The sequence below is a fragment of the Puia sp. genome (genome assembly GCF_035546395.1).
In the GTDB taxonomy this organism is placed as follows: Bacteria; Bacteroidota; Bacteroidia; order Chitinophagales; family Chitinophagaceae; genus Puia.
The window spans coordinates 1-13784 of record NZ_DASZXR010000001.1 but is presented as its reverse complement, the minus strand read 5'-3'; the positions used below and the strand labels follow the sequence as shown (position 1 = coordinate 13784).

The following is a 13784-nucleotide window of genomic DNA, read 5'->3' as shown; positions in this document are numbered from 1 at the left end:
GGTTGCGACGAGACTTTGATCGTCAAACCCTCTTCCAATTGCCTTCCGAGACCACCTCGATCACCCCGTCGACCACTTGAATCGCCGTCTGATCATCGATCAGGTAAGAGGGGACTGGTATCGTAGCAGCCAGCTTTTCCAAATTGGCCAGCGAATTCTCCGGAAATGCCGGGTAGTCCAAATGGGGATGGATTGCACATTCCAACCACCCGAGCGATTTGTCGGTATCGGCCGGCAAAAGGTGATTCCCGTAACTCGTCCCGTAGCGGGTCACGATCATGCTCCCGGCACTCAGTCCAACATACACCATCTTTTGCAGCAGCGACGGTAACAGATCGGCCAGGCCTGACTTCCGCATCCAATAGGTGAGATACTGGCAATCTCCACCGCCGACCAGCAGAACATCCGTGTTCCGGAGCAGTGGGACCCACAGGTCTTCTTTGATACTCGGCAGTGCAGTAAGCTCCAGCAAGCCCAGCGATTTCCACCCCATGTCACAGAATGGGGAGCCAAGCGATCCACAGATGACGCCGCGCACAATGTCGCCGCCGTTGGGAATGCCGTAGATGGCGGTAGGGATAAACAAGGCGCTGGAGTCCCCGATCGGTTTGCCCAGTAGGCTAATAAGTGCGTTTCGGATGCTGTTGTTGCTGATGCCGGCCGAAGTGAGAAGTAGTTTCATATTGCCGGCTAAGATAGGGTCTTGGCCAGACGGCAAAAAGGGCAGATTCAGACATTTTTGGGGCTAATTGCGACAGGGAACGGTGCTCTATCGCCGATCGCCGTCATTTATGATGCCTGGTGTCGACCCTGGTGAAAAAGTTCAGGAACAGTACGATGAAGAAGAGGAATATCATCGAATGAAGGGTGACCACGTATTTCCCCAGGGCGGTCGTGGGATAGATGTCTCCAAAACCGATCGTCGAAGAGGTCATAAAGCTGAAATAGACGAAGTCAAGCCGGGAGTGAGCCGTTCCCTGCAGGAGACCCAGCCCGCCGTAAATGACGGCAAAATCAAAGGAGATCTCGATATAGTTCAGGAACAGGAGCAGGATCGACCGCTTGGATGAACGGGGTTCGTCGAAAATTTCGGCGGCAAAGAAAAGGGTCGCGACATAAAAGATCGTTTCCGATAACAAATAGCCCGTTATTGCCTGGATGAAGATATTCGTATACCATCCCGAAAACAAGGACACGAGGGGAAAGACGAGTTTCAAGAGCACATACAATTCGATGGCCAGCTTTTTATACGTCGAACCCTGCCTGCCGAAGTGATTTCGGATATAGATGCCCGGATAAAGGAACTGCTGGACGAGCAGGAAGAGGCGGAGAATCTTTTCCAGACCTATGTCGTTGTGTGTTTCATTGTTCCAGACCTTGTACAGGTTCAGCCGCTGGCGCCGGATCACCGAATACGCGGACCGGAGATTGTCTTCGGGACGGCCGAAGAAAAGTTTGCGGAAAAAAGATGGTTTGGTGTTGGGTTCGGTCATCGATTGGGGGGTGAATCCTATGGATCATAGCCGGATCGCCAAGGATCAATTTTAATACAAAGGAACTAAAAAAAGCCGGGTATTCCCCGCCCTTTACCCGTCATCATCACGAAACCTTCGGCCGCCTTCACGCCCAGTTCCCGCCCTCGGAAATCCTCCATTGCGGCATGGCCGCATGCGTAGATGCCTGCCGGGTCCTGGCTGGTGTGGCAATAGACGGCTTTTCTTTTTTGTTCCTGGGTGTCGGTAATGTCTACGAAGTCGGTCGGATGAAACCCCATAGTTTGTTCGCCGGAACAAACTTCAAAAAAGTATAACATAAATCTTTGGGGCGCCCGGACCCAGGCCTGGATCGTGAGCAGGCTGGCACACTGATGGTCCTTATGCGAATCGACCGGCCAATGGCAAAATACGAAGTCCGGGTTTTCCAGGCCGATCAGTTCCTGAAGATGTTGTAAGGTCGCATTGCTCACTATGGTATCGCCGTCGATCTGGCCGGCAAATACCGGCTTGCAGTTGAGCACCTGGCAGGCGTTGATGGCTTCCTGCCGTCTTATCCGCGCGGCCTCCTCATGACTGGCGCCGTTGATCCCTGCCTCGCCTGTAGTCAAGTAGACGATGGTGACTTCATGTCCCAGCGCCGACAGTTTGGCCAATGTCCCGCCGCAGCCGCTCTCCGGATCGTCGGGGTGGGCGCCTACGCAAACGATCTTCTTCCTGGCGAATGGACCTGGGGTTTCGGGCCGCAGGATGTCAGGCAAATGGATGGCTCCTAAACCTGCTGAAGCCATCTTAATAAAATCTCTCCTGGTATTCATTGCACTATAAGATACAAGAAAACTTCCGATTGGCAATGTGCGATGGGGCGCCGCGCAAAAACAAAAAGCCTTCAAATCCATTGACTTGAAGGCTTCGATCTTGTTCGTGAACGAGATGGTATGGAGTTCGAACCGATTATTTTCAGATTTACGGCGCTTTCAAATTTGAAAAGCAATCCAAGGCCATTGGTTTATAAAATCATAAGGTATGAATGTCGTTCCCGCCTTGGGAACATCCGTGTCTTCCAAAGCCAAAATGAATAGTACCGCCTCAGGCACTTGCTTTTTGTAACGCGATTCAAGGTAACTCGATTGAAATAAATTAAAAAAAAGTATACGTTCCGGGGTTGATCAAAGTCCTGAGATTGACTGATAATAATCATATCGGATCCAGGTCGCCCCGGCTAAATTCATTCAATAGTTCACTCGGGAATACTCAATCACGGGCTATGGCAAACGGATTCCTTGAAAGCCTCCATCGGTTTGAAGCAATAGCCTTTTTCTCCGGCTATCCCATGATGTATGCCGTCTTTCGATCATTTATGCCGCAACGGACTGTAAAGCACGCAGCAGGGGACAGGCTGTTGTCGCTTTGGCCTGTTGCATACGGTCTTTTGGGGGCGCTCTACCTGGGGCTTCAACTCAGGAATTTACACCTGGATCGTTTTGGCGGGGCTCTTTCACTGTCTCCCTGGACCCTGTTTCTAACGGTATGGGGAGTCTCGGCGATCTTCTTTTGGACACCGGCCCTTGTCAAAAGGCCGGCCCTTTCTTTTTGGCATAGTTTGGTTTTCTTTTCCTTGATATCCAAAGATTTGCTTCAGCAACTTTCTGGATCCGACAAGGATGGGGGCCGGATATGGAATGATATGCAAATGTATGGCGTTAGCCTTGTCCTTGCCATCGGAGCCTTTCTATTTGTCGCATTTTGTCATTTTGTCCTTGGCCGGTGGAACAGGCCGTCCCGCCGCTAGGGATGTGACCAATATCATCGTATCGTTTGATCAGAGTCATTCAAGCAGTTACTAGTCGCGGATAGCTTTATACGTCTTCTTGAAATTTTCTTATTTACTACATCAAAAACCTGTTTATGAAACAGCTCAGTTCAAAATTATTCGTAGTCATACTGGCTATTATCAGCACCTACGGGTACATTGCCGGGTGCACGCACAAGGAGATGCTCCTCCCCACCCAGTCTACCGGTACGGCTACCATTACCCGTGGCAATGGGGTCTTCCTGCCAGGAACGCTCACCGTTGGGGATACGACCCAATGGAAATTCGACCAGGTACACTCCAGTGTATTATGGTCGGGCAACTATCTCGGTGAGGCGGGCCTCCTGACGGGAAGGTTCAACATGTTCGGCATCAGCAGTATCTCTGCTGCGGCTAAAAAGACCTATTCAACCACCGGTCAGCCATTGCCGGATACATCCTGGGCCTTTTATGAAAATGACCCTACGAAAACCTATTTCAATGGATATGTCCAGATGAACACCTCCAACACAGGGGAGCCGGGAAGGGACGGCGGATGTTATCTGGGCTATGTAAGCGCTCCGAAGATCATCGCTTCGACACAAAATCTGATCGATTCCAATATTGCCATTCTGCGGACCACCCAGGTTACGCTGGATCCGGCCAGCTCGGGGTACATCGTAACCATGGTGATGACCTGGAAGGGTGGGCTTTCCGCATCGCACGACACCACCATCAATGGCACGCTCTCCTATAGCAAACGATCCACCGTCGGGGCTGGAACGGCTTCGGCATACGATGTCTTCGGCCTGCAGCTGAATTTCAAGTTCAATTGCCGGTCATTCGGGATCACGACGGCCGAAATATCCGATCTCATCAGCGTTCAGTGCAACATGAACTTCAACAATAAGTAACAGGGCGAAAAACAATTTGTTATGAAAAAATCATTCGTATATACCGGATTGGTGCTTTGCGCGGTATGCGCGTTTGGCGTGTCGATGACCGGTTGCTACAAGGATGTGATCCTTCCTCCTGTTACGGCTACCCAACCCCCGCAATTCGTAAGTTTCAGCAAAGATCTCCAGCCGATATTCAGCACCAATTGCGCTTTGTCCGGTTGTCACGTAGCAGGCTCACAGATGCCCTACCTGACCCCGGATGTTTCCTACCAACAGCTTACCGGCGGGTTTGTCAATACCATCGTCCCGACCAAGAGCACGCTTTATGTAGAGATAAACGGGGATATGGAGGTGCATATTCCTTCCGCCACCGACCGGCAGAAGATCTATGACTGGATCCGAAACGGAGCGCCGAACAATTAATCGACATTAAAAATATTCTTCAAATGAAAAATATTCTCAATCAAGCGCCGTTCGGACTGCTGAAAGCCGGCGTCTGTCTGCCGCTATTGCTGCTTTTGCTGAATCTTTCGGCCTCCGGGCAGGATGACAGCGCTTCCGGCGCGAAGAAAAAGGAGGCGCCGGTCAGGAAAAAACCGGAAAAGAATACCTTTCAGAGCAATTGGATCATCGACAATCAAACGGTCATGGTGCCCGTCAAGGGAACCTTCGAGGCGGATATCCAGCACCGGTTCGGGACCGTGCAAAACGGGTATAAAGATCTGTGGGGGATCTATGGCGCCTCCAATATCCGGCTCGGGTTCAGTTATGTGCCGATCAACAACCTGCAGCTGGGTTTCGGACTTTCCAAGGCCAGTATGCTCTGGGATGGGAGCGCCAAGTATGCCATCATCAGGCAAACGAAGGGATTGTATCCCGTAAGCGTCACCTACTACGGCAATATGGCCTATAAGTCCGTACGGGATCCCGGCCATACTTTGTTTACTTATAATACCCAACGCTGGTCTTTTTTCAACCAGGTGATCATCGCCAGAAAGGTTACCAACCGGTTTTCTGTACAGGTGGCCGCCAGCATATCGCATCAAAATTCGGTGCCCGGCTACTACACCTCGCATGATACGGTCGTCAACATCGTTTTCAAGGAAGAAAAATTCGATCTCTTTACGGCTTCCGTGTCCGCGAGATACCGCCTGACCGAGAAAACCTGCTTTATCGTCGATTACGACCAGCCGCTGACCCGCTTTCCTACGAACAATCCGCATCCCAATATTGCATTCGGGTTCGAATTCAATACCAGCGGTCACGCCTTCCAGTTGTTTGCGGGCAATTACAGCTTGTTGAATCCCCAGCAGAACAGCCTGTATAACTCCAACAACCCGTTTGGATACACCGAGACCGGGGGCACGAAAGTGCCGGGTGGGCAATTCGTCATCGGGTTTAATATTACGAGGTTGTGGAATTTTTAAGGAAAAACCTCGAAGCCTTGCGCCTTTCCCTGCTGGGAACGGCCGGCTTGTTCCTTTGCATCTCTTCCTGTTCCGGCCCGGTTGCGAGAGAGGTGCGGCCGGAAGAAAAAGGCGGCGGACCGAAACCGGCGATAATAAAAAAACCGCCTTCCACTTACAACGATACCCTTCGCATAACCGGCCCTTCTGCGGTGTTCTATAGTCCCGATTCCGTACAAATGGATAAGATACGGGCGGTGAACAAAAAGGATGTCTTTGCGATGTTGACACATGACTGTCATTATCAGATGGAGTATTCCCGGCTGGTCTTGCAAAAGCACTGGCCGGGGGTGCGCGTCATCGACACATTCCGGGCCCGGTATCTGCTGTTTGAAAAGGCGGATAAAAGCAGGATATACATAGACCTGAATGACAAAAACGATATCTGCGGCCTCTTTCTTTTTGATGGAACGAAGGATCCGGTGCTCGCGGATATGCCGAATATCGATACGGTTTTAGGGTTCTATTTTAAACATCAATAAAATGCCTCAAAAATGAAAAAAAACCTGTTCTTTCCCTTGATGATCATTGTCGGATTTCTGACGTCAAACGTCATTTCCGCATTCGTGCCGCTTCAGCCTAAGAAACCCTGGCCGGTTCCCGATGCTTATAAAGACAAGAAGAACCCGGTCGCGTCCGATGCCGCATCGATTGCGGCGGGTAAAGAGCTATGGAATACCCATTGTAAGTCCTGCCACGGCGCCAAGGGCTTGGGCGATGGGAGCAAGGCTCCCCAATTGAAGACGGAACCGGGTGATTTCACCAAACCCGATGTCCAGGCACAGACGGACGGTTCCCTGTTCTATAAGATATCGGAAGGGCGGGAGGATATGCCCAGCTTCAAAAAGAAGATTCCCGACCAGGAAGATATCTGGAACCTCGTTGTCTTTGTGCGTACGTTCAGGAAATGAAGCTGGAAAAAAACAGTAAACGGGAAGAGCCCTGCCCTCGGGGGGCTTTCCTTTCCGTTCATCGTTCGCGTTTTTATCATTCCGGGCACTGATCGTAGTCATCCGGCGGCTTTTTGCAGGAGAGTACTTTTAGGTCCGGCATAAATAGGAAACCATGGTAAACAATACAAGGGAGGCGATACAAAAAACTTCGTCCGGGCGAAGGAAACTGGTACTCGGTGTCGGTCTCTTATCCATACTTGCCCTCTTCTCCAGGGCGATAAAGGTCCCGGGGAGGCAGGGAAGAAATGGAGTGGATTGCGCTCCCGGCAACAAAGGCGAGACGGTGAAGATGCTTACCCAGGACGGCCGTCTGGTGGAGATCGATAAGGCGCTGCTGGCTTCGGGTGGGAAGAAAGTGAGTGACGAAGAGTTGAAGCGCTGGGTAAAAAGATGAGAACCCTTTCAGTTTAAAAAAATACTGCCATGAATCAAGAAAACAATTCCAGGAGAGAATTCCTGTTGACCGGTCTGCTGGCCGCAGGCGCGGCAGTCGGATGTTCTTCCAAGAAGACTCCCTTTGAAGCCGGCGCGGACGAGCATGCAGTTGCGTCCGGGAAAATGGTGAAACTCTTGTCCGTCGACGGTGAGGTGATCGAGGTGGATCAGGCATTCCTCAAGCCGGTCCCCAACCTGCCGTCAGTGTCCAACGACGAGGCGAGGGTTGGCATGAAAGGGAAGAAATTCGTGATGGTGATCGACCTTTCCCGGTGCAAGAACCTGAGGAAATGCCAGGAGGCCTGCAATCATATGCATCATATCAACCCCGGGCAGAACTGGATCAAGGTCTATCCCATGCAGGATGCGGAGCACACGGCCCCATACTGGGAGCCTACCACCTGTATGCACTGCGACGAGCCGCCCTGTGTCAAAGTCTGTCCCGTAGACGCCACCTTCAAAAGGGAGGATGGGATCGTGCTGATCGACAGCGACCGGTGTATCGGCTGTCGTTTCTGCATGGCGGCCTGTCCCTATTCCACAAGGGTCTTTAACTGGTCGGCGCCGGATATCCCGGCCGAGGTCGCCGCCAAACCGTATTCCTGTGAAAGCAGCGTTCCGCAAAAAAAGGGGACCGTCGGCAAATGTGATTTTTGCCCCGACATGACCAGGAAGGGGGAACTGCCGCATTGCGTTTCGGCATGCCCGAACGGCACTTTCTTTTTCGGGGATATGAATGAAGACTCCGTCACGAATGGTTCAGAGACGTTCCGGTTCAGCGATCTTATAAAGGACAAGGCGGGATACCGGCTGATGGAGGATCTGGGAACGAAACCCAGCGTCTATTATTTACCCCCCGCTGACAGGAATTTTCCTTTCAAATCGGGACTGGAGGACGACAGCACCCAAAAATCATCATCTTAATCGGGTACAATGGAAAATCTCAATTCTGCGGCCGAAGAAAGGATCATCCGCGACCTGCTCCCACAGAAATTCGGCAGAAAAGGTAAGCTCTTTGTGGGAATACTCATCGTGTTCTGCCTGGTAGGTCTGTACGCCTACTATCGCCAGTTGCAATATGGGCTGGTCGTGACGGCCATGAGGGATTACGCATCCTGGGGAATTTATATCTCAAATTTTGTATTCTTCGTTGCCATTAGCCTCGTGGGCTCCCTGATAACTGCCGTATTCAGGTTGTTGAATGTCAAATGGAGTATGCCGCTGACAAGGATCGCAGAGATGATCGCGGTGGCGGCCATCATTTTTGCGGCAATCATCATCGTAGTGGACATGGGAAGGCCGGACAGGTTTTATAATTTGTTCCTTCATGGCCGGATCCAGTCGCCGATCATCTGGGATGTCATCGTCATCACGACATATTTTTTCATCAGTCTCCTGCTGCTGTATTATCCTCTTCTTCCCGACCTGAAGATCCTGCTCGGGGTCAAGAACGCGCCGGCCAAAGGCTTGCAGCGATTTTACCGTTTCCTGGGCTCCTTCTGGAAGGGTACGGACGGGCAGGCGAGACTAAATGAAAAGGCCATCAGCATACTTTGCATTACCATCATCCCGGTGGCCTTTTCCATCCATACCGTGACTTCCTGGTTGTTTGCCACTACCTACCGGCCCGGCTGGGACAGCACCAATTTCGGCGCCTATTTTATCGCTGGCGCATTCCTCGTCGGCAGCGGGGCGGTGGGAGTCGCGATGTACATTTTCAGAAAGGTCTATCACCTGGAGAAATATATAACGGAGGACCATTTCGATAAGATGGGGAAGATCGTCGTATTGCTGTCGCTGATCTATCTGTATTTCAACATCAACGAATTCCTGACCCCCGTCTTCAAAATGAAGCGGTCGGAGTCGGGTTATTTGACGGATCTGTTCACGGGTAACTTTGCGGGGGTCTTTTGGTTTGCCATCCTGACGGGAATGATATTGCCCGTCGTCATCCTGCTGTTCAGGAAAGGGAGAAAGCCGTTGCCGGTCTTTATCGTCGGCATTATGGTCATCGTGGGAGCGTGGCTGAAGCGCTATCTGATCGTGACCCCCACGATGCTGAACCCCTTTCTCCCGATGTACAACGTCCCGGCTGGCTATCACCATTATTTTCCGAGTTGGGAAGAGTGGGCGATTGCTTTTGGTTCGTTGGCGGGAGCTGTGCTGGTCATCACCATCCTGGCCAGGATTTTTCCCGTTATTCCCATTCATGAAACCTTAACTGAACAACATGAAACTGCCGATCATTAGGTTTGCCGGATTGCTAGTCGTTTTTTCTTCCATGAACGCGCATAGCGCCTTCTCACAAGCCGCGGAAAAGAGCGCTTTGAGCATCGGGTTAAGCTATTTTTCCATCGACGACAAGGTCCCTTATGTGGTGGTAAAGACAAAGGCAAAAATAGAAGGACGGTTCAGGCCCGTAGGCGGCGAAGCGTTGAAGATCTATCTGGGCAGCGAATCCGCGGGCAGCCTGATAAAGGAAGTAATGACGGACGACAAGGGGGAGGCGTTTGCCTATATTCCCCCGGCATTGCATCAGGAATGGGGCCAGAATCCGAAAAAAACGTTCCTGGCCACATTCGCCGGCGATAAAAAATACGATTCCGCAAGCGCGGACCTGACCGTTTCCAGGGCAAAGATGGTTATCGATACATCGGGCGACCGGAAGATCGTGGCCACCCTTCTCGAATGGAAGGATTCGGGATGGGTGCCCGTAAAGGGCGTCGACGTCGCTATCGCGATAAAGCGGCTGGACGCCTATCTGAATGTGAACCAGACGCCGACCTATAGCACCGACTCCACCGGTCGTGTCACCGCCGAGTTTAAGCGGGACAGTCTCGCTGGCGATGTAAATGGGAATATCGTTATCGTGGCAAAAGTGGACGACAACGACAGCTACGGGAACCTGCTGCAGGAGATGACTGTGCCATGGGGGAAAAAATTTGCAACCGAAGATACCTTTGGCAAAAGGACGCTATATGCAACCGGGAACAGGGCGCCGGTCTGGCTACTGCTCATGTCCGGCTCGATCATCCTCTGCGTTTGGAGCATTTTGATCTATCTCGTGGTCAATCTTGTCAGAATTAAGAGGCTGGGTAAAATGGGATAACGAATTCCGTCTCGGGACGGGGCTAGTCCCGGTGCTAAGGGTAGCCTCATCCCCGCAAATAAGGGCTTATTGGGGGGACATGGGCAGTGGCCGGAATTTTTGCAGCCGGTTTGTCAGAATTTCGCCCACATAAAGGTTGCCATCGCTGTCCGGTATCAGGCAATGATACCTGCAGACGGGGCCGTCGTAATTGCAGCTGCGGCCAAAGCGGGCGATCGGCTTTCCTCCCGCTTCGAACACCAGGATATCGGAACCCTTTGGAGTGATATAGTTGGTCACATAGTCGGAGCAGAACAGGTATTGTTTTTTTGTCGAAAAGGACCGTATAGATATTTCCGAAACTTTTGACCTTCCATTCCCTGATGAACAATGGTGCCAGAATAGGTACCGAAATGGATGGTACCCGTTTGTATCCGATTGATTGAAGATTTAACAACGCGCTGAAAATGAGAAGCAGCTAAAATAAAAAAGCGTTCCGAAGAACGCTTATCGTGATCCCGCTGGGAGTTTCATACCCGCGAGATAACTTATTTGTTTTCAAAAGCTTATTAATCCACATTTTCTATCCCCCCTCATTTCCCCCTCTAACCCAAATGAACGGGCTTGTACCGATCACCGAAAGAGCGATTACCCTGCAAATATATCAAATTGATACAAACGACACCATTGCATTTGTAAAAAGCTTTACATTTTATGCCAAGTTTTTTGTAATTTAGCCAATGGCAATAATCGAGGTGGCAACTGGTAGAAAGCTGACGGCGTCCATTTCTCCCCTTGAGGATACAGACTTTAAACAAATCACCAAAAAGAGGTACTTCTTTGACTGGAAAAAGGAAAAAGGTACTGCAGACTTGTTTAAACTGACTTTGCAAGGCGAATCGGAGATATTGGGACTATTGGCACTGACGGAATTTCCGAGGGAGTATCGGATGCAAATTCATCTTCTTTGCGTATCCCGTGACAACCAGGGAAAAGGCAAAAAATATGACGGTATTGCAGGGAGTCTCATCGCCTTCGCAGGCAGAACAGCCATAAGCAAGTATTTCGACCAAGCGTGTATATCTCTCCTGCCAAAAACCGAACTAAGGGCTCATTATAAAAGCAAATACGGCATGATGGACGGCGGGCCACAGTTGTTCCTGGAAGGCGCCAGATTGCAAGCAATAATTAAAAAGTACTTACCATGAGTTATAAAAAATTACTGCAGGAACATTCCCCCAAAGATCTGGCTGAATCCTTGGTCTTTCCCGTAAAACTTTCCGCGAAGCAACAAAAGGCCGCCGATCTGCAGTTGGCTGAAGCCAGGCAGAAGGCTCGGGAAAAGATGACGGATGCGGAAAAGCTGACCGGTAGATTGATGGGGTTAAAATTCCGGATGGAAGATTACTTTAGGGCGGAAAAGCCCAATAGCGAGTTTTCCTTTGGTTATTTCCTGAAATTATATATAGATCTTTTGGAGGTGAAGCGACGTGGATTTGCCGAACAAATAGGCATCGATGAAACCTTGCTTAGCCAGTTGATCAATCAGCGGCGTACACCTCCTGAATATATACCCATTCGGCTCGAATTGCACTCAAATAATTCCATCCCAGCTGAATACTGGTTTAGAGTTATTGAAAAAGACCGGGAAGCAGCGATGATTTTCAATAAAGCGGCAATGAGGAAAAAGGAAATGAAATATGTGACCGGGGGAATTTCGGTTCGTTTATAATATCAACATCCATGAATGAATTATCGTAGCGCCGGAATACGTCCGGAATGTATTTGCAGATAGGCTTTAAAGTTGTAATTTGGAAAATGAACGTAAAGGAAGAAGAGCTTGTAAAATCGATCCGGGAATCGCTTTTGGGCAACAAAAACAAGAGTGATGATTCTCACGATAAAGCCTTGACTACGTTGACAGCCGGAACGTTGGCGGTTTCGGTATCGTTTATTAGCAATGTCGTTCATCTGCAGGACGCTTGTTTAATCAGCCTGCTGATAATCGCCTGGGGACTGCTTACAGCAAGTCTTATTATTAATATGCTTGGGCATATGATTACAGCTGAGCACACCTTAAAGCTTTTGCAAGACATTGACAAAAGGCCGCAAGACCGCGAGATATTGGAAAAGCGATCGTTAAAATATAACAAGAGGATTATCTGGTGGAACAGAGTAAGTGTATTTTTTTCCTTGCTTGCAATTATTCTTATTGTTACCTTTTGTTCCATAAATATCTATCAAAATGCTATCTGAACAAAAACCGATCAACCTTCCACCCAAACGGGATGACGGAGACTATGAGAAAAAGGGGCATCCAAACTATTTTCCGAGTGCACCACAACAGGCACCACAAATACCTGTCCCCCCACCACCGCCGCCGCCACCACCTTCTACACCATCTCCATCTTAGTAAATAATCCTGGGAGAATCGAGTTGGAGAATACCAACTCCGGAAACAATTGCTATTGTTGTGTTCATATGCATATATGGGTTTACAAAAAATGACTTATTGGTAGGCTGCGGCTCCCCGGATGTTGTCGTGTTGGGGTAAAGGGGTTGCGACCGGTAGCGGCAGTTGTTTATCCAGCCCTGAGCGAAGGATATTTTTAATCAGGGTGTAGTTGATCCGGGAGCCCGTCAGGGCCCGGGCACAAGCGTTCTCGAGGCGTGCAGGACCGTAGGTCTTTTGCAGCATCAACAGGCCATGGCAGGCTTTATAGTTTTGTTCCGGGTAAATGCTCCCCGAAAACATATGCTCGACGGCCAGCGCGGTCTGTGGTCCTACCCGGCCTGCTCTGGTCAGTAACTCTTCCTTTGTAAAGCCGCCCGCCTGAAGCGCATACCGATGATTGGAGGGCATGTGATCGGGGTGGGTGATATAGGCGCTGGTAAGGGAACTGCGGTGATGCAGCGCTATGCAGGTATGATCGTAATAAACTTCCAAGGTCTTATTGTCATATAAGACCTTCACCTTTTTACCGACGTATCCATACGGGACACTATAGTACCGATGATCCTCGGAGAGCTGGATATGGTAATTGCGCTGTACCGTGGCCTGGATGGCTCTCTTAAGAGTAAAGGGGGAGGAAGGAAGCGGCCGGAGCAGCGGCCGTTCCTGGTTGTCAAACAACTGTCGCCGGCTATAGGAAGAGCCTTTGTAGCGCCTGTTGTTCAGCTTTTCCAGGCAAGCGGCAATGCCGGCATTGAGCTCCTTCAGGGAGTGGAAGACCTGGTTGCGAAGCGGTCCGTAAATATGGTTGTAAACGATGTTGACACTACGCTCCACCATGGCCTTATCCCGTGGTTTGGCCGGCCTCGTGGCGCTGAAGGTCGTCCCATAATGTTCACTGAGCTGGTAGCACATATCGGTGAACAACGGCTCGTACTTATCCGGCCGGGTCACGGCTGTTCTTAGGTTGTCACACAGGATGATCAGTGTAACTCCGCCGTAGTAAAGTAACATGGCGTTCAGGCAATCGGCGAGATCGGCCGTCCGCTGGCTGGGTACCGCCATGCAGAAGATCAGGCCGCTGTGTGGCAGCACCGCGATAAAGACCTGGCATTCCACCACCTCTCCACTGGCAAGGTCCGTATAACGCAGCTTCTTGCCGGCAAAGTCGATCATGATCGTCTCTGCCGCCTTGTGTTCGAGATG

Annotated in this window: 17 protein-coding genes; 12 read left to right on the top strand and 5 right to left on the bottom strand. The window is 50.5% G+C overall.

The features are described from left to right. Positions 1-22: 22 nt before the first annotated feature. The 3 genes from VHE34_RS00085 to VHE34_RS00075 form a co-directional block, all read right to left on the bottom strand. The gene (locus VHE34_RS00085) at positions 23-682 is read right to left on the bottom strand and encodes a Type 1 glutamine amidotransferase-like domain-containing protein (RefSeq protein ID WP_325583279.1); all 660 of its coding nucleotides are present in this window, start codon (positions 680-682) and stop codon (positions 23-25) included. A 103-nt stretch (positions 683-785) separates the two neighbouring features. Next, positions 786-1493: a potassium channel family protein gene (locus VHE34_RS00080; protein ID WP_325583277.1), complete on the bottom strand. Its 708-nt coding sequence runs from the start codon at positions 1491-1493 to the stop codon at positions 786-788. A 65-nt stretch (positions 1494-1558) separates the two neighbouring features. Beyond that, positions 1559-2311, bottom strand: coding sequence for a PIG-L deacetylase family protein (locus tag VHE34_RS00075; protein WP_325583275.1), 753 nt, complete (start codon positions 2309-2311; stop codon positions 1559-1561). Between the two features lie 1090 nt (positions 2312-3401). Here VHE34_RS00075 and VHE34_RS00070 point away from each other — a divergent pair. From VHE34_RS00070 to VHE34_RS00030, 9 genes are all read left to right on the top strand, one after another. Next, positions 3402-4199, top strand: a complete 798-nt coding sequence (locus VHE34_RS00070; RefSeq protein ID WP_325583273.1) for a hypothetical protein — start codon at positions 3402-3404, stop codon at positions 4197-4199. Positions 4200-4220: 21 nt separating this feature from the next. Next, positions 4221-4607: a hypothetical protein gene (locus tag VHE34_RS00065; protein ID WP_325583271.1), complete on the top strand. Its 387-nt coding sequence runs from the start codon at positions 4221-4223 to the stop codon at positions 4605-4607. Between the two features lie 23 nt (positions 4608-4630). Next, positions 4631-5611 (top strand): DUF5777 family beta-barrel protein, encoded by a 981-nt coding sequence (locus VHE34_RS00060; RefSeq protein ID WP_325583269.1) that lies wholly within the window; start codon positions 4631-4633, stop codon positions 5609-5611. Continuing rightward, the gene (locus VHE34_RS00055; RefSeq protein WP_325583267.1) at positions 5599-6132 is read left to right on the top strand and encodes a hypothetical protein; all 534 of its coding nucleotides are present in this window, start codon (positions 5599-5601) and stop codon (positions 6130-6132) included. Before VHE34_RS00060 ends, VHE34_RS00055 begins: the two co-directional genes overlap by 13 nt. Positions 6133-6144: 12 nt before the next feature. Beyond that, positions 6145-6561, top strand: a complete 417-nt coding sequence (locus VHE34_RS00050) for a c-type cytochrome (RefSeq protein WP_325583265.1) — start codon at positions 6145-6147, stop codon at positions 6559-6561. A gap of 154 nt (positions 6562-6715) precedes the next feature. After that, positions 6716-6997 carry a hypothetical protein gene (locus VHE34_RS00045; RefSeq protein ID WP_325583263.1) on the top strand — a complete coding sequence of 94 codons (282 nt, stop codon included), beginning with the start codon at positions 6716-6718 and terminating at the stop codon, positions 6995-6997. A 29-nt stretch (positions 6998-7026) separates the two neighbouring features. Beyond that, a complete protein-coding gene (locus VHE34_RS00040) occupies positions 7027-7962 on the top strand; it encodes a 4Fe-4S dicluster domain-containing protein (protein WP_325583261.1) in 936 nt (311 codons plus the stop codon). Positions 7963-7971: 9 nt separating this feature from the next. Further along, complete coding sequence (gene nrfD, locus VHE34_RS00035; RefSeq protein WP_325583259.1) at positions 7972-9288, top strand: NrfD/PsrC family molybdoenzyme membrane anchor subunit; 1317 nt, start codon at positions 7972-7974, stop codon at positions 9286-9288. Then, positions 9269-10147, top strand: a complete 879-nt coding sequence (locus tag VHE34_RS00030) for a hypothetical protein (RefSeq protein ID WP_325583257.1) — start codon at positions 9269-9271, stop codon at positions 10145-10147. Before nrfD ends, VHE34_RS00030 begins: the two co-directional genes overlap by 20 nt. Positions 10148-10213: 66 nt before the next feature. Here the strand turns inward: VHE34_RS00030 and VHE34_RS00025 are convergent, their stop codons facing one another. Beyond that, complete coding sequence (locus VHE34_RS00025; protein ID WP_325583255.1) at positions 10214-10426, bottom strand: hypothetical protein; 213 nt, start codon at positions 10424-10426, stop codon at positions 10214-10216. Positions 10427-10866: 440 nt separating this feature from the next. On the opposite strand from VHE34_RS00025, the gene VHE34_RS00020 reads away from it, so the two are divergent. From VHE34_RS00020 to VHE34_RS00010, 3 genes are all read left to right on the top strand, one after another. Continuing rightward, positions 10867-11334 (top strand): hypothetical protein, encoded by a 468-nt coding sequence (locus VHE34_RS00020; RefSeq protein WP_325583253.1) that lies wholly within the window; start codon positions 10867-10869, stop codon positions 11332-11334. Beyond that, complete coding sequence (locus tag VHE34_RS00015; protein ID WP_325583251.1) at positions 11331-11858, top strand: hypothetical protein; 528 nt, start codon at positions 11331-11333, stop codon at positions 11856-11858. The genes VHE34_RS00020 and VHE34_RS00015 overlap by 4 nt, the downstream gene beginning before the upstream one ends. 86 nt (positions 11859-11944) lie before the next feature. Further along, positions 11945-12382: a hypothetical protein gene (locus VHE34_RS00010; RefSeq protein ID WP_325583249.1), complete on the top strand. Its 438-nt coding sequence runs from the start codon at positions 11945-11947 to the stop codon at positions 12380-12382. Between the two features lie 253 nt (positions 12383-12635). Here VHE34_RS00010 and istA read toward each other — a convergent pair. After that, positions 12636-13784, bottom strand: a 1149-nt coding sequence (gene istA / locus VHE34_RS00005; protein ID WP_325583247.1) for an IS21 family transposase, incomplete at its 5' end; no start/stop codon positions are given.